The organism is uncultured Butyricimonas sp. (assembly GCF_959596855.1).
Lineage (GTDB): Bacteria > Bacteroidota > Bacteroidia > Bacteroidales > Marinifilaceae > Butyricimonas > Butyricimonas muris.
The window spans coordinates 62,932-79,123 of record NZ_CAUFYA010000021.1; the positions used below are offsets into that span (position 1 = coordinate 62,932).

15 protein-coding genes and 2 pseudogenes are annotated in these 16,192 nt (G+C 40.9%); all 17 read left to right on the forward strand.

Translation table 11 applies throughout. The features are described from left to right. A pseudogene (locus tag Q5866_RS10750) lies at positions 1-510 on the forward strand (UDP-glucose 6-dehydrogenase); the annotation flags it as partial. Then, a complete protein-coding gene (gene rfbA / locus Q5866_RS10755) occupies positions 486-1,355 on the forward strand; it encodes a glucose-1-phosphate thymidylyltransferase RfbA (protein ID WP_303180217.1) in 870 nt (289 codons plus the stop codon). The pseudogene Q5866_RS10750 and the gene rfbA, both read left to right, overlap by 25 nt. Before the next feature lie 2 nt (positions 1,356-1,357). Then, positions 1,358-1,939: a dTDP-4-dehydrorhamnose 3,5-epimerase gene (gene rfbC / locus Q5866_RS10760; RefSeq protein ID WP_303180188.1), complete on the forward strand. Its 582-nt coding sequence runs from the start codon at positions 1,358-1,360 to the stop codon at positions 1,937-1,939. Position 1,940: 1 nt separating this feature from the next. Continuing rightward, positions 1,941-2,816 carry a dTDP-4-dehydrorhamnose reductase gene (gene rfbD, locus Q5866_RS10765; protein ID WP_303180190.1) on the forward strand — a complete coding sequence of 292 codons (876 nt, stop codon included), beginning with the start codon at positions 1,941-1,943 and terminating at the stop codon, positions 2,814-2,816. Between the two features lie 17 nt (positions 2,817-2,833). Beyond that, positions 2,834-3,196, forward strand: a pseudogene (locus Q5866_RS10770) (GDP-mannose 4,6-dehydratase); the annotation flags it as partial. Between the two features lie 84 nt (positions 3,197-3,280). After that, positions 3,281-4,684, forward strand: a complete 1,404-nt coding sequence (locus tag Q5866_RS10775) for a lipopolysaccharide biosynthesis protein (RefSeq protein ID WP_303180197.1) — start codon at positions 3,281-3,283, stop codon at positions 4,682-4,684. A gap of 185 nt (positions 4,685-4,869) precedes the next feature. After that, positions 4,870-5,991, forward strand: coding sequence for a hypothetical protein (locus Q5866_RS10780; RefSeq protein WP_303180199.1), 1,122 nt, complete (start codon positions 4,870-4,872; stop codon positions 5,989-5,991). A gap of 4 nt (positions 5,992-5,995) precedes the next feature. Beyond that, positions 5,996-7,099, forward strand: a complete 1,104-nt coding sequence (locus Q5866_RS10785) for a glycosyltransferase (protein ID WP_303180201.1) — start codon at positions 5,996-5,998, stop codon at positions 7,097-7,099. Between the two features lie 9 nt (positions 7,100-7,108). After that, positions 7,109-7,855, forward strand: a complete 747-nt coding sequence (locus Q5866_RS10790; RefSeq protein ID WP_303180203.1) for a glycosyltransferase — start codon at positions 7,109-7,111, stop codon at positions 7,853-7,855. Between the two features lies 1 nt (position 7,856). Further along, a complete protein-coding gene (locus Q5866_RS10795; protein WP_303180205.1) occupies positions 7,857-8,819 on the forward strand; it encodes an AAC(3) family N-acetyltransferase in 963 nt (320 codons plus the stop codon). An 11-nt stretch (positions 8,820-8,830) separates the two neighbouring features. Then, positions 8,831-9,073, forward strand: a complete 243-nt coding sequence (locus tag Q5866_RS10800) for an acyl carrier protein (protein WP_303180206.1) — start codon at positions 8,831-8,833, stop codon at positions 9,071-9,073. Then, positions 9,073-10,497, forward strand: coding sequence for an AMP-binding protein (locus Q5866_RS10805; protein ID WP_303180208.1), 1,425 nt, complete (start codon positions 9,073-9,075; stop codon positions 10,495-10,497). Before Q5866_RS10800 ends, Q5866_RS10805 begins: the two co-directional genes overlap by 1 nt. A gap of 89 nt (positions 10,498-10,586) precedes the next feature. Further along, positions 10,587-11,555: a hypothetical protein gene (locus Q5866_RS10810; protein WP_303180210.1), complete on the forward strand. Its 969-nt coding sequence runs from the start codon at positions 10,587-10,589 to the stop codon at positions 11,553-11,555. A gap of 65 nt (positions 11,556-11,620) precedes the next feature. Then, the gene (locus tag Q5866_RS10815) at positions 11,621-12,676 is read left to right on the forward strand and encodes a polysaccharide biosynthesis protein (RefSeq protein ID WP_303180212.1); all 1,056 of its coding nucleotides are present in this window, start codon (positions 11,621-11,623) and stop codon (positions 12,674-12,676) included. Between the two features lie 132 nt (positions 12,677-12,808). After that, positions 12,809-14,011: a capsular polysaccharide biosynthesis protein CapF gene (locus Q5866_RS10820; RefSeq protein ID WP_303180214.1), complete on the forward strand. Its 1,203-nt coding sequence runs from the start codon at positions 12,809-12,811 to the stop codon at positions 14,009-14,011. Positions 14,012-14,025: 14 nt separating this feature from the next. Continuing rightward, positions 14,026-15,210 carry a UDP-N-acetyl glucosamine 2-epimerase gene (locus Q5866_RS10825; RefSeq protein ID WP_303180215.1) on the forward strand — a complete coding sequence of 395 codons (1,185 nt, stop codon included), beginning with the start codon at positions 14,026-14,028 and terminating at the stop codon, positions 15,208-15,210. Between the two features lie 4 nt (positions 15,211-15,214). After that, positions 15,215-16,192: glycosyltransferase family 4 protein (locus Q5866_RS10830; RefSeq protein WP_303180216.1), on the forward strand; the 978-nt coding region annotated here is incomplete at its 3' end.

The window sequence follows — 16,192 nt, forward strand, 5'->3', positions numbered from 1 at the left end:
ATGATAAAAATATCAGTAGCAGGAACCGGTTATGTCGGTTTAAGCATCGCGACCTTGTTGGCCCAGCATAACGAGGTGACAGCCGTGGATATTGTGCCCGAGCGTGTTGAACTGGTGAATAGTAAAAGATCACCTATTCAAGATGATTATATAGAGGAGTACTTGGCAACGAAACCTTTGAACCTTCGTGCCACTACGGATTGGGAGATGGGGTACAGGGATGCCGATTTCGTGGTAATTGCCGCCCCGACGAATTATGACAGTCAAAAGAATTTTTTTGACACGTCGGCAATGGAGGACGTGATCGAGAAGGTGACGCGAGTGAACCCGAATGCTATTATGGTTATTAAAAGCACGATTCCAGTTGGTTACACTAAAAACGTGCGAGAGAAATTCAAGACGAGGAATATCATCTTTGTCCCGGAATTTCTGCGGGAGAGTAAGGCGCTTTACGATAACCTTTATCCCTCTCGAATCATCGTGGGATACGAGCAATCGGACAAGGAGGTGTCTCTAAACAATTGATGCCCATTTATGACAAACCGATGGTGTATTATTCCATTTCCGTGTTGATGTTAGCCGGTATTCGGGATATTTTAATTATCTCCACGCCGTATGATTTGCTTGGGTTCAAGCGTTTGTTGGGTGACGGATCTGATTACGGGGTGCGTTTTGAATATGCCGAACAGCCATCCCCGGACGGGTTAGCGCAAGCGTTCACGCTCGGGGCAGATTTTATCGGGGAGGATTCCGCTTGTTTGGTGCTTGGTGATAATATATTCCACGGTTCCGGTTCCACAAGCATGCTTAAAGAGGCTGTTCGTGCGGTAGACGAGGACAAGAAAGCAACTGTTTTCGGTTACTGGGTTAGTGATCCAGAGCGTTACGGGGTGGCAGAATTTGATAAGGATGGGAATTGTCTTTCCATAGAAGAGAAACCGGCTTGTCCGAGAAGTAATTACGCTGTTGTTGGTTTGTATTTTTACCCAAACAAGGTGGTTGAAGTGGCTAGAAATATAAAACCTTCTGCTCGCGGGGAGTACGAGATCACAACGGTAAACCAGAAGTTTTTGGCTGACGGGGAATTAAAGATGCAGACACTTGATCGCGGTTTTGCCTGGCTTGATACCGGCACGCACGATTCCTTGTCAGAAGCGTCCACTTATATCGAGGTACTGGAAAAACGACAGGGGTTGAAAGTGGCTTGTCTCGAGGGTATCGCTTATCGCCAGGGATGGATTACTGAAGAGCGCATGCGAGAACTTGCTTGCCCGATGTTAAAGAATCAATACGGGCAATACCTTCTCAAGGTAATTGACGAGATAAAAGAAACGGGCAAATCTAATTTGGATTAACGATGAAGGTGATAAAAACAGCAATAGACGGTTTGGTTATCATCGAGCCACGTGTGTTCAAGGATGCGAGAGGTTATTTCCTCGAGAGTTTTTCCCGTAGGGAATTCGAGAAACAAGTCCGGGCGATAAACTTCGTGCAGGATAACGAGAGCATGTCAAGTTATGGCGTGATGCGAGGTTTGCATTTTCAACGTCCCCCGTTCGCTCAAAGCAAACTGGTTCGTTGCGTGAAAGGTCGTGTGCTTGACGTGGCGGTAGATATCCGCAAGGGATCACCCACGTACGGGCGACACGTGTCCGTGGAACTGGGTGAAGATAATCACCGCCAGTTCTTCATCCCCCGCGGTTTCGCTCACGGCTTTGCCGTGTTGAGCGATACAGCGGTGTTCCAATACAAGTGTGATAACTTTTACGCCCCGGAAGCGGACGGTGGAATAAGTATAAAAGACGGGGAACTAGGGATAAATTGGCAAATCCCGGTAGAGAATGCCGTGCTCTCGGAAAAGGATATCAAGCATCCTTGTTTAAAGGATTTTGATTCACCGTTTGATTATAACATGAACCTTTACCCAGAACTCGATTGAAATGGTAATACTCGTGACAGGAGCCAACGGTCAACTTGGCAATGAGATGCGCATTGTGTCTCGAAACAGTGATGATAGTTACATCTTTACCGATGTCAATCAAGTGGAAGGTGTGGAAACCGTTTATCTTGATATAACCGATATCCATGCCGTGCGCGAGATGGTGAACACTCAAGGCGTGAACGTTATCGTGAATTGTGCCGCTTACACGAACGTGGACGTGGCGGAAACGAACGAGGCCCTGGCATTAAAACTTAATGCCGATGCCCCGGAAAACTTGGCTCAAGTTATCAAGGAAGTTGACGGCTTGCTCGTGCAAATATCCACCGATTATGTATTCGGGCGAGAACCTTATAATGTCCCTTGCAGGGAGGAGCAACAAGGAACCCCGACTGGGGTGTACGGCATGACAAAATTAGGAGGAGAACAAAAAATTATAGCCACAGGTTGTCATCACGTGATTATTCGCACGGCTTGGTTATACTCGGAATTCTGCAAGAATTTTTGCAAAACGATGATGAACCTTACCGCCACGAAACCGAGCCTTCAAGTGGTTTTCGACCAAGTGGGTACGCCCACTTACGCGCTTGATTTGGCACGAGCGATAACGGTAATCATCAAAAAATTCGATGGTAGCCAAACAGGCATTTATCACTACTCTAACGAGGGGGTTTGTTCTTGGTATGACTTCACGAAAATGATTGCGGAATACAACGGCACGACAGCGTGTGACGTGCAACCTTGTCATAGTGACGAGTTTCCCAGCCCGGTGAAAAGACCCTCTTATTCGGTATTGGACAAGACAAAAATCAAGAAAGTCTTCGGGTTGAAAATACCCTACTGGACGGAATCTCTAAAACAATGTATCGGTAATTAAAAAAATCAATAAAAATTATGGCAAAAAGAAATATAGTGATCACGGGAGGTGCGGGTTGCATCGGTAGTCACGTGGTTCGTCTTTTCGTGAATAAATATCCCGAGTACAACATCATTAACTTGGATAAGTTGACGTATGCTGGCAATCTTGCCAACCTCAAGGATATAGAGGACAGACCGAACTATAAGTTCGTGAAGATGGACATCTGCGATTTCGACGCATTTTGCAAGTTGATACAAGCGGAGCGAATTGATGGTATCATCCACCTAGCGGCAGAGGGGCATGTTGACCGCTCTATCAAGGAGCCTTTCACATTTGCGAGAACTAACGTGATGGGAACCTTGAGTTTACTCCAGGCGGCCAAGCTGACCTGGGAGGCTTTTATTGTAATTGATAGGGTTTAAATTTGATTTATATAGAATGATGCTTTAAATCTATAGCTTTAATTCTAATAAACATTAAAGATGACTAAAGTTTTTTTTAATAAAATCATAAAAGAATTTATATTAAAATTATTGCCTAAAAGATATTATAAGTATTATGTAGCTATAGATCAAAGGTCTCAATTAATATTAAAAAATGCATTGATTACGATGACAATGAAAGTAGCTAATCTTTTATCAATGCTACTTATTGTACCTATTACAATAGATTATGTCGATTCCGAAAAATATGGAATTTGGTTAACAATTTCTTCTATTATAGGTTGGATTACTTTCTTTGATTTAGGTTTTGGGCATGGTTTTAGAAATAAATTTGCAGAGGCAAAAGCCAATAGGGATTACAAACTTGCGAGGAAATATGTTAGTACGACATATTTTTCAGTAGCATGTATTGTTCTTGTGTTATTAATATTTTTGTTTATTGCAAACCGTTATATTAATTGGTGTGAATTTCTGAGATTATCAAATAATTTACAATTTGAATTGAAGAAAGTGTTTGAAATAGTGGTGATATTTACTTCACTTACTATGATTGCTAATGTATTTAATTCTTTATTAGCAGCTGATATGAAACCGGGAGTTACATCAATAATAAATGGAATCTCTCAATATGCTGTGTTGATTGTTTTATTTGTTTTAACAAGAAATACAAAAGGTTCTCTTGTTGATTTGGCATTTGTTTCCTCTGTAATTCCTTTTATGATGTTATTTGTAGTTTCATTGCTAGTTTTTAAATACTCGAGATATAAAATATATTCTCCATCTTTTAGATTTATAGAATTTTCTCAAATAAAAAGTATTGCAAGTTTAGGAATACAGTTTGCTATTATTCAAGTATCTTTAATCGCTATATTTCAAGTTATAAATTTGGTAATTACGAGGGAACTAGGTCCTAGTGCAGTTTCTCAATATAGTATATCAAATAGGTATTTTTCTATTTTATATATGGTTTTAAATATGATTTTAGCGCCTGTCTGGTCTGCCTTTACTGATGCATATACAAAAAAAGATTATATGTGGATGAGAAAAACTTTTCGTAGACTTGAACGTTTAAATTATTTATTTGTGGTTATCCTATTTTTTATGTTTTTGTTATCAGGTCCTGTTTATAAAATTTGGATTGATGGAAAAATTTTTATTCCTACCATTTTATCATTCTCAATGATGATTTTAATTATGGTTCAATGTTTTGCGAGTACATACATGATGTGTCTGAATGGTATTGGCCATATTAGGATACAACTTCTTATTTATGTAATATGTGCAATTATATCTTGGCCTGTATTAACAATGAGTGCGAGATATTTAGGTCTTGTCGCTGTTACAATGATTCCTACTTTTGTATATTTGTTACAAGCTGTATTTGGGAGAATTCAGTTAAATAGAATAATTAATAATAGTGCAAGAGGTATTTGGATTAAGTAATTATGAGACTATATATTAAGCAGGCTCCTAAAAGGATTGTACTCCTGTATATGATTTTTGTTTTTCTTTTATATATGTTTTCCGCCTTAAATTGGACAAGAGAGCATATCTTCTTAATGATAATATTTTATATAAGTGTTTTATTGTCAATTAATTATGGATTTAAGTGTGGGTATCGATTACCTATGAAAAATAAAAAAAAAATATTTATAAATAATCGATGGCTTAATATTCTGTTAATATTATGTATTGTAGATTTATATCCTTTTTTAATGATATCACTAGCTTCTGAAACAGTGTCGCTGAATGTTATCTTATCTAAAATTGTTTTGGCTTCACAGGGATTTGGTGATGCATATTATGAACGAGGTGAAAATATACTTGCTATATCAATATTTGAGAATAGTTGGTTGTTATATCATTTTTTATTTAGTCCTTTATGTACGTTAGTAATATATAATTGTATTTTGTTTTTTTCTAGAGTATCAATATTTCAAAGAACAGTCACGGTATTTGTTGTTGTTGTTCAGGTATGTTCATATATAATTGTAGGTACGAATAAGTTGATATTTGATTATTTAGCCTTATTTTTCTTTGCATTGTTGTTGTCTACTTGTAAAAATGTGAATGCTCGTTTTATTAAATTAACCTTAGGTGGTAAGAATGTATTTTTACTTGTTGTATTAGTATTAGCAGCTTTAATCTTCTTTTGTGGCTCCTATAGTTCTAGAATTCAGGATAAAAAGAGTTTCGGAGTAAATACAATAAGTGGTAATAAAATTAATTCAGAAAATATGGTATTGGTCCCTGAAGATATGAGATCTTCTATATTAGGCTTTAGTAGCTATTTAACTCAAGGATTAGAACATTTAGATTGGGCATTAGGAATGGATTTTCAATGGTGTTATGGATTAGGTTCTTCTAAGTATTTAGCTAATTTTTTACAAAAGATGGGTGTAAATGCAGATGAAATTGAAAAAAGGACTTATGAGTATAGAATTTCACAAAAAGAAGGTGTTAAGAATGGGCAATATTGGTATTCTGCTTATGTTGCTTTTGCAAATGATGTAACTTTCTTTTTTGTTCCTATGTTGATATTTATTTTAGCAATCATATGGGGACATTATTGGAAATTATGTTTGAATTCTAATGATTTGACTTGTTTCCCTATATTTGTATTGCTTGGAATCTGTTTTTTTTATCTTAATGCGAATAACCAAATTTTTGGAAAAGCACAGTTGTTGATTTTCATTCCGTTGTATGTATTGAGTAAATTTTTTGATATTCAAATTGTTAGGAATAAATGATATTATGATAATAATAATGCAAAGATATATACCAACACTTGCTGGTGTAAGACGGATTTTGACTATATCTAAAGGACTTGGAGAAAAAGGTGTATGTGTAAAAATTGTTTTTTTATCAACTTCGTGTGGTCTTAAATGCGAGGAACAAATTCCGAATGTATCTTTTGAATACTGGGGTGATTCAATTTCATGTAAAAACCAATTTCTGGGAGTGGTTAGTAGTGCTTGGAAATTATTGTTCAAATTGCCTAAAAAGGAACCTATATATTATTATGGATTGATACCTTTAGTAATGTTGCTTTTATCTTTTCATAAGAGGAATTATTATCATGAATTTACGGAGTATCCTCCATTTATATTTGGTAAAGGATTGTATGGACATATACAACAAAAATTGCATATTCATTTTATGAGGTGTTGTAAAAATATATTTGTTATTTCAAAAAGATTGAAAAAATATTGTGTAGATAGAGGAGTGAATGAAAAAAATATTTATATTTTGAATATGCTGGTAGATAATAATCGTTTTGCTTATTTAAGTAGAAATCCGAAAGAACGTTATATTGCATATTGTGGTAATGGTGAGAACTTTAAAGATGGTGTGGATGGATTGATTAAATCTTTTGCTATTATAGCAAAAAAAGATCTTGACATAAAACTTTATTTATTGGGGAAAGGGCCTCAATCTGATATAGATGTACAAAAAGAAATAATTAGAGAAAATCATTTGGAGAATAGAGTCTGTATGTTAGGTCTTGTTTCTGCTAATGAAGTCCCTTCTATTTTAATGAATGCGGAAATTTTAGCTTTAGATCGCCCTAATAATATTCAAGCTGAATATGGATTTCCAACAAAGGTAGGAGAATATCTTTTAACGGGAAATCCTATTGTGCTTACAAAAGTAGGGGAGTTGAGCGATTTTCTTGTAGATGGGGAAACATGTCTTTTTGCAGAACCAGATAATCCAGAAGATTTTGCTACTAAACTTTTATGGCTTTTAACTAATGAGAAAGAAGCAAGGAAAATTGGAGAAAAGGGAAAAATCGTTGCTCAAAATAATTTTAATTACAAATTAGAAACAGATAAGATTATAAGATTGTTAAAATAAATATTTGCAATGAAAATATCTGTAGCAATGGCTGCTTATAATGGAGCTAAGTATATAAAAGAACAAATAGATTCTATATTATTTCAATTGGGAACAGAAGATGAATTAATAGTTTCTTATGATAAGTCCTTGGATACAACCCTTTTAATTCTGAATGATTACTCTAAGCGAGATAAAAGAATAAAAGTTTATTCTAATCCTTATAAGCCCGGCGTTGTCAAAAACTTTCAAAATGCGGTTGAGCATTGTTCTGGAGATATTATTTTCTTTTCCGACCAAGATGACATCTGGATGGATAGTAAAATCAAGTCGATAATAAAAGAATTCGAAGATCCTCGTGTATCTGTTGTAATTCATGATGCGAAATTAACTGATTCAGAGTTGAATGTGATTCATGAATCGACATTTAAATTTAGAGGTGGGGTTAGAACTTCTTTTTTGGGGAATTTTTTTAGATTAAGTTATATCGGTTGTTGTATGGCATTTAGGGCTGCATATAAGAGTGTGGTTATTCCTATTCCCACAATATACCGATCTCATGATTGGTGGACAGGCAGTCTTCTTAGTTGTGGAAAGTCTCGCATAAGTGTAGTAAACAAACCGCTAATTTTGCATAGAGAACATTCAAACAATGCGACACCGAAGAAAAGACCTTCAGTAGGGTATCAGTTACAAGTAAGGTGGATTATTTTAAAGAATGTTATCTTAAGATATCGGTATAAGATTGCTATTGATAAATCATTAAATTTGAAATAGCATGGCTGGATTAGTTTCAACTTTATATCATAGAATTGCATTACTGCATCCTCGCATTGAGGTTATATTGAGGCAAATATACTGGCATAATAGCAAATGTTTAGGACGGTTTAATCCAAATAAAGAATCTAATATGTCTATCAAGGATAAACAACTTGAAAATGTAGATTTTGATAGCATCCTTGAGCAACTTCGAGATTGGGGTGTGAAGGACGGTTCTTTGCTTATTGTTCATTCTTCTTATGATAGTTTGAAAGCTACTGGATTGACTCCATTAGAAATTATAGTAAAATTGAAGAACCTGATAGGTGAAACAGGCACTCTTGCAATGCCTGTTATAAGAAGCTATAAGGAAGAACCTGACGCAATTCAAAAATTACAATCGTCATATAGACCTCCAAAATGTACTTATAACCCTCGTAGAACTCCTGTATCTTCAGGTTTGCTTCCAACGTTCCTTATGCGAATGTCTGAAGCAGAGATTAGCCTTCATCCTTTGAATCCTTTATGTGCAGTTGGTCCATTGGCTAAAGATATGATGCGCAATAATATCAGTGGAACTTTACCGTCACCACATGGAAAGGATTCGTCGTGGAAGTTTTGTTTAGATAATAATGCAATCGTGATTGGTTTAGGAACAGATCTCAAGCATCATAATACTATTGGCCATGTAGCAGAAGAAGCGTATGGTGATTGGTATTGGAACGACGAGGATTGGTACAACAAAAGAGATTTTGTAATTCAAAAATCAAAACAAGAATCCGTTGAAATCACTGTCAGAGAAAGGAAACCGCTTTGGGGAATGTTGCACCAAGCCGAACTTAACAGGTATAACGACCTCATTAAGAATAATGTTTTGATGTCAAGGTTGTTTGGAAATGTACTTCTTGAATTAGAGGCTTCTCAAGACTTGATAAAATTCTTACGCTCTAAGAACAAGAACGGATATCCTTATTTTAAATAAATATGATCAAAATGAATAATCTCAACAAATTGAACAATGTATTCGCAACGACATTTGAAGTAGAAGAAAATCAGGTTAAATCACTTGCATATAGGAAAACTCCGTTATGGGACTCTGTTGGGCAAATGACATTAATAGCAAATATAGAAGATGAGTTTGACATTGTTATTCAATCAGAAGATATAATGGATTTTAATTCTTATGATGCTGCTAAGTCTATTTTGACTGATAAGTATAATATTTCTTTTGAGTAATGTTTGATCTACAACGATACAAAGACAACTTGGCGGTTGTGACCGACCGTGGTGAGTCGTTAACCTATAATGACCTTTCCGTGGAGGTGGAGCGTATGGTTGCCGCCTTTCCTCGGAAGGGTTTGGTGTTTACGCTTTGCGAGAATGTGTTTGGGGCGTTTGTGGGGTACGTGGCTTGTATGAACAAGCATATTCCGCAAGTGTTGCTTGATGGTAGCAGGGACTTGGAACTGGTGATGAGGTTAATTGAGATGTATAGGCCGGAGTTTCTTTGGATGCCGACCTCTCACGTGGGCAAGATAACGGGATCGGGAACGTTATTGGGAATTGAGGCTAAGGTTATTTATGAGTATGGTTCTTATTCGCTTCTCGAAACGGGGTTTGATTTCCAGGAGATGAATCCAGAGTTGTTGCTTTGTCTGACTACTTCGGGGAGTACGGGGTCGCCTAAGTTGGTGCGGCTATCGGAGAGAAATCTGGAGAGCAATGCGGAGAGTATTGCGGAGTATCTGAGGATTACGACTGAGGAGCGGCCTGTGACTACTTTGCCGATGTACTATAGCTATGGGATGTCGGTCATCAATAGTCATTTGATTAAGGGAGCGACAGTTCTACTGACAGACAAAGCGGTGATGCAGAGGGACTTTTGGTCGTTTGTGAAGGAGCAGAGGGCTACTTCGATAGCTGGCGTGCCTTACACCTACGAGATGCTGAAACGGCTTCGTTTTTTCTGTATGGATCTGCCTGAGCTGAAGACGATGATTCAGGCAGGTGGCAAGCTGAATGCATCCTACGTAAAGGAGTTTGTGGAGTTTGCAGAACAGAGCGGTAAGGAGTTTGTCGTGATGTATGGGCAGACGGAGGCGGCTCCTCGGATGAGCTATCTGCCGTTTGATAAGGCTGTGGAGAAGAATGCTTCAATAGGCATTGCCATTCCTAGGGGCGAACTGTCATTGGTGGATGCCGATGGCAATAGGATTATCGAGCCCGAGGTGGATGGGGAGTTGCTCTACAAAGGCGAGAACGTCTGCTTGGGTTATGCTGAGGTGAGGGCAGACCTGATGAAGGGCGATGAGAACCACGGTGTGCTCCATACGGGCGACGTTGCGAAGTTTGATGCCGACGGGTTCTTCTACATCACGGGGCGTATGAAGCGTTTCGTGAAGGTGTGGGGAAACCGCACTAACCTCGATGCTACCGAGCAGTTTGTGAAGGCCATCACTCCGAATTGCGCTTGCGCTGGAGTGGATGACTTGATTACGGTGTTTGTGACTGAAGATGACCTGGAGGAGCAAATCAAGAACTTGCTTGTAGAGAAAACGGGATTCAACCCTCGTGCTTTCCAAGTGAAGAAGATTGATGCGATTCCTGTGAAGACAAGCGGCAAGATAGATTATCAGAAACTACAAGAGAAATTATCGTAATGAACTTTACTATTCCTCTCTGCATTCTCCCTTCAGGCAGACTTGTCTGTTACCATCTAGGTAATGTTCTCATATTAGAAGATGGAAAGGTGATAAATACCATTCCTGTCTTCCAAAGTAAGAAAGAGCGCATTCTTGGTCATTGCAGGTATTTGTATCGGCTTCTAAGAATGGGTGTACGTGCTGCTTGGGCATTGGATGAGCAGCATGTACTGCTGTCTGTCGGCAATATGATTTATGAACTTAACCTGGAAACTGGCAGTCTGTCTAAAGGTTATTTTTGTGGTGAGGGTATTCGTCCGCTTATCTTTACCCAAGTGGATGGTATTTCTTTTGTTGATGATGGTATTTATTTTGGCGGTTATCTTGGAAATAGAGATAAGAAGCCTGTTTCAGTATATAAGCGAGTGGGCAAGGACAAATGGGAGGTGGTCTATACCTTCCCTCAAGGTGCCATCAATCATGTTCATGCCATTGTGAATGACCCTTATCGTGATTGCATTTGGATTTTCACGGGCGACTTTGATGATGCTTCTGCCATTTGGAAAGTGACGGATAACTTCAAGTCGGTGGAACGAGTATGCTGCAATGACCAGAAGTATCGTGGTTGTGTCGTGTTTGCCCTTCCTAAAGGATTGCTTTATGCTACGGATGCGCCTTTTGCAGATGATTTCATCTATCTCATGAATCCAGTGGACTATACAGTGAAGACCATTGCTCCTATTGATGGTTCTTGCATTTACGGTTGCCAGTGGAAGGACAAGTATGTTTTTTCAACAACCGTTGAAGGAGATGGTCGTAATACGTCCCGTATGGAGTTCTACTTTGGCAGAAAAAGAGGTGCTGGTATCAAGGACGAGTATGTGCACATGTATAGCGGTAATCTTCAAGACGGATTCAAGGAGATTTATAAGGAGAAGAAGGACTGTATGCCATACTATACCTTTCAGTTCGGTGTGTTCAAATTCCCGTATGGAGTGAACAATACTGAAACGCTTTACTTCCAGCCGGTGGCTACGAGAATGAATGATTTAAGGTTGATGAGTCTGAGAGACTAAAAGTCCAAAAGACAAAGAGTATAAAAGTGGTAATATTTTAGAAAACAATTAATTCAAATATCAATATGTCAGTATTCAAAGATAAAGTCCTACTGATTACGGGAGGCACAGGTAGTTTCGGCAATGCCGTTCTTCGTCGCTTTCTTGATAGCGACATTCGTGAAATCCGCATTCTTTCGCGCGACGAAAAGAAGCAGGATGATATGCGTCACCGGTTGCAAAACCCGAAGGTGAAGTTTTATATTGGTAACGTGCGAGACCGGCAGTCGGTGGACGGGGCGATGACGGGTGTGGATTACGTGTTCGCAGCGGCGGCGTTGAAGCAGGTGCCGAGTTGCGAGTTTTTCCCGTTGCAGGCAGTGCAGACGAACGTGATCGGGACGGACAACGTGCTGGAGTCGGCGATCGTCCACGGGGTGAAGAACGTGGTGGTGCTGTCGACGGACAAGGCTGCTTACCCGATTAACGCGATGGGAATCTCGAAGGCGATGATGGAAAAGGTTGCGATAGCCAAGGGACGGGCGTTGGGAGAGGGGGCAGCGACGACAATTTGTTGCACTCGCTACGGTAACGTGATGGCAAGCCGTGGGAGCGTGATCCCGTTGTGGGTGGAGCAGATCAAGTCGGGGAAACCGCTCACGGTGACGGACCTGAATATGACCCGTTTCATGATGACATTGGATGACGCGGTGGACCTGGTGATGTACGCTTTCGAGCACGGTCATAACGGGGATTTGTTCGTGCAGAAAGCGCCGGCGGCGACATTGGAGGTGTTGGCATCGGCGTTGAAGCGGCTGTACAAGACGAACTCGGAGGTGAAGGTGATTGGCACACGTCACGGGGAGAAATTATACGAAACGCTGGTGACCCGGGAGGAGATGGCGAAGGCGATAGACATGGGGGATTATTACCGTATCCCTTGCGATACCCGGGATTTGAATTACGACAAGTTTTTCACGGAGGGGAACGAGGACATGGCGAGAATAGAGGATTATCACTCGCACAACACGACTCGTCTAGATGTGGAGGGAATGATGAATTTATTGTTGAAGTTACGTTTTATCCGTGAGGATCTTGGGTTGGAAGAAAGGGGAAAAACGACAGAAATTAAGTCGGAATAATTATACATATCTAATTTTGGATGGAGAAGAGATTGAATACTTGATTTTTTTATAAAGGTTCATACTTTCACAAGGGGTAGTAATAGTATTGGGTGTGGGTAGATCTTTTCTGTCGTAAATAGCGGAAATCTTATGAATATACTTGTGACGGGAGCACGTGGTTTCGTGGGTCGGAATCTCGTGTCCCAATTGCGCAACATACAGGCGGGCGAGGCTCGTTGTTATGGTGATGTGACGGTTGATGCCGTTTTTGAATATGATATTGACACGGACCCGGGAGAACTGGATAGGTTCTGCCGGGAGTGCAATTTCGTGTTCAATTTTGCCGGGGTGAATCGCCCGAAAGACCCGGTGGAGTTCATGGAGGGAAATTTCGGTTTCGCCTCAACTTTGCTGGAAACGTTGAAGAAGTACGGGAACGCTTGCCCGGTGATGCTTGCCAGTTCTATACAAGCTACGATGGTGGGACGTTACGCCGGGAGTCCATACGGGGAGTCTAAAAAGGCGGGAGAGGAGTTGTTTTTCCGTTATGCAGAGGAAACGGGAGCGAAGGTGTTGGTGTATCGTTTCCCTAATTTATTTGGCAAATGGTGTCGCCCGAATTACAATAGCGCCGTGGCGACTTTTTGTAACAATATCGCTAACGATCTTCCCGTTCAAGTGAACGATCGTTCGACAGAGTTGGAATTGTTGTATATCGATGACCTGATGGACGAGATGATTGCCGCACTTCGGGACGAGGAACATCATTGCGAGTTCGAGGGCGTGGAAACCGTGTTAATGCCGGGGGGACGTTATTGTGCTGTGCCAACAACACACAAGGTAACGCTGGGCGAGATTGTCGATTTGCTGGAAACCTTCAAAGAACAGCCCCGGACGCTGGTGATGCCCAATATTGCCCCCGGGAGTTTCGCCAAGAAATTGTACAGCACTTACTTGAGCTATTTACCGGCCGGGAAGGTGGCGTTCCCGTTGAAGATGAATGCGGATGACCGCGGATCGTTCACGGAGCTTTTGCGCACCTTTAATCACGGTCAGGTGAGCGTGAATATTTCCAAACCGGGAATCACGAAAGGGCAACATTGGCATAACTCGAAGTGGGAGTTTTTTATCGTGGTGAGCGGTCATGGGTTGATTCAAGAGCGGAAGATCGGGACGGACGAGGTGATCGAGTTTGAGGTTTCGGGCGAGAAGATCGAGGCTGTACATATGTTGCCAGGATACACGCACAATATAATTAATCTCAGTGCCATGGATGACCTTGTAACGGTAATGTGGGCGAACGAGGCTTTTGACCCGGGAAAACCGGATACTTATTTTGAACCGGTAAAATAAATCTTTTAGAATAGATGGAAGTAAAATATGATTATTCAACCGTGGCGTTCAAGAATGACGGTCGGTTGAAGTTGTTGATCATCGTGGGAACGCGTCCGGAGATTATCCGTTTGGCGGCGGTAATAAACAAGTGTCGCGTGTATTTCGACACGATACTTGCCCACACGGGGCAGAATTACGATTATAGCCTGAACGGGGTGTTTTTCCGGGATTTGAAACTTTCAGACCCGGAGGTGTACATGGATGCGGTCGGCGATGATCTTGGAGCGACGATGGGAAATATCATTAACGCCAGTTATAAATTGATGGTGCAGTTGCAACCTGAGGCGGTGCTCGTGCTGGGAGATACCAACTCGTGCCTGTCGGTGATAGGGGCGAAGCGGTTGCATATCCCGATATTCCACATGGAGGCGGGAAACCGTTGTTTTGACGAGTGTTTGCCGGAGGAAACCAACCGTCGAATCGTGGATATTATCAGTGACGTGAATATTTGTTACTCGGAACATGCCCGGCGTTACTTGAATACCTCGGGAGTTGCCCCGCAACGGACTTACGTGTGCGGTTCGCCAATGGCGGAAGTGTTGCACGGTAATTTGGCGGAAATCAAGGCGAGTGATGTACATGAGCGGTTGGGGTTAAAGAAAGGAAAGTATATCTTGTTGTCTGCGCACCGGGAGGAGAATATTGACACGGGACGGAATTTTCTCTCCTTGTTCTCAGCAATTAATGCCATGGCGGAGAAATATGACATGCCAATCTTGTATAGTTGTCACCCGAGAAGCCGGAAACGTTTGGAATTGAGTGAATTCCGGTTGGATAGCCGGGTGATACAGCACGAGCCGTTGGGGTTCCATGATTATAATTGTTTACAGTTGAATGCTTTCGCTGTGGTATCGGATTCCGGGACGTTACCGGAGGAGAGCAGTTTTTTCACCAGCATTGGACATTCTTTCCCGGCGGTATGTATTCGCACGAGCACGGAACGCCCGGAGGCGTTGGACAAGGGCTGTTTCGTGCTAGCGGGGATAGACGAACGTTCGTTGTTGCAGGCAGTGGACGTGGCGGTGGAGATGGTGAAGAACGGGGATAACGGGATTCCGGTGCCGAATTACACGGACGAGAACGTGTCGACGAAGGTGGTGAAATTGATACAAAGCTATACCGGTGTGGTAAACAAGATGGTTTGGAGAAAATTCTAAAGAGATGAATATTTTGTTTCTTACTATGGTTCCTCGAATGGATCACGTGGAAGTGCATGGTATTTATACTGACTTGATGCGAAAGTTTCGGGACGAGGGACATGAAGTGTACATCGTGTATCCCCGGGAGCGTAGATTTAGACTTTCGACAGAGGTTGTTGTCGCAAATCACGTGCGTTCACTTGGCGTGAAAACATTGAACGTGACGAAAACCAACGTGGTAGAGAAAGGGGTTGGGCAGGTATTCTTGGAGTACCAGTTTAAAAAGGCTTTAAAAAAGTATTTTGGAACCGTGAGATTTGATGTGATATTGTATTCAACTCCTCCAATCACCTTAACGAGGGTAATCAAGTACGCAAAACAATGTAATCCCAGTGCCATGTCGTATCTTTTATTAAAAGATATTTTTCCACAGAATGCGGTAGATTTGGGAATGTTGACCATTCGAGGTTTGAAAGGGGTGGTTTATAAATTTTTTCGCCGAAAGGAAAAAGAATTATATCGAGTATCGGATTTTATCGGGTGCATGAGTCCCGCTAACGTGAAGTATGTTCGGGAACATAACCCGGCTATAAACCCGGGTATTGTAGAGATTGCACCCAATAGTTTTGAAGTATTGTCAACGAGAGAAAAAATAGATTGGTTAGGAATTAGGAAAAAGTATAATTTGCCAATAGAAAAGCCGGTATTTATTTATGGCGGTAACATGGGTAAACCGCAAGGAATACCTTTTTTGATAGAGTGCTTGAAAGCCGTGAAAGACCGTGAAGATTGCCATTTCGTGGTGGTGGGGAATGGGACAGAATATTTAAAACTGGAAACATGGGTGAACGGGGCGAACTCCAAGGCAATATCGTTATTTCATCATTTGGAGAGAGAGGATTATGATGCGCTGGCAAGAGCTTGTGACGTGGGATTGATTTTTTTGGATTATCGTTTCTCGATCCCGAATTATCCGAGTCGTTTGCTCTCTTACTTGATG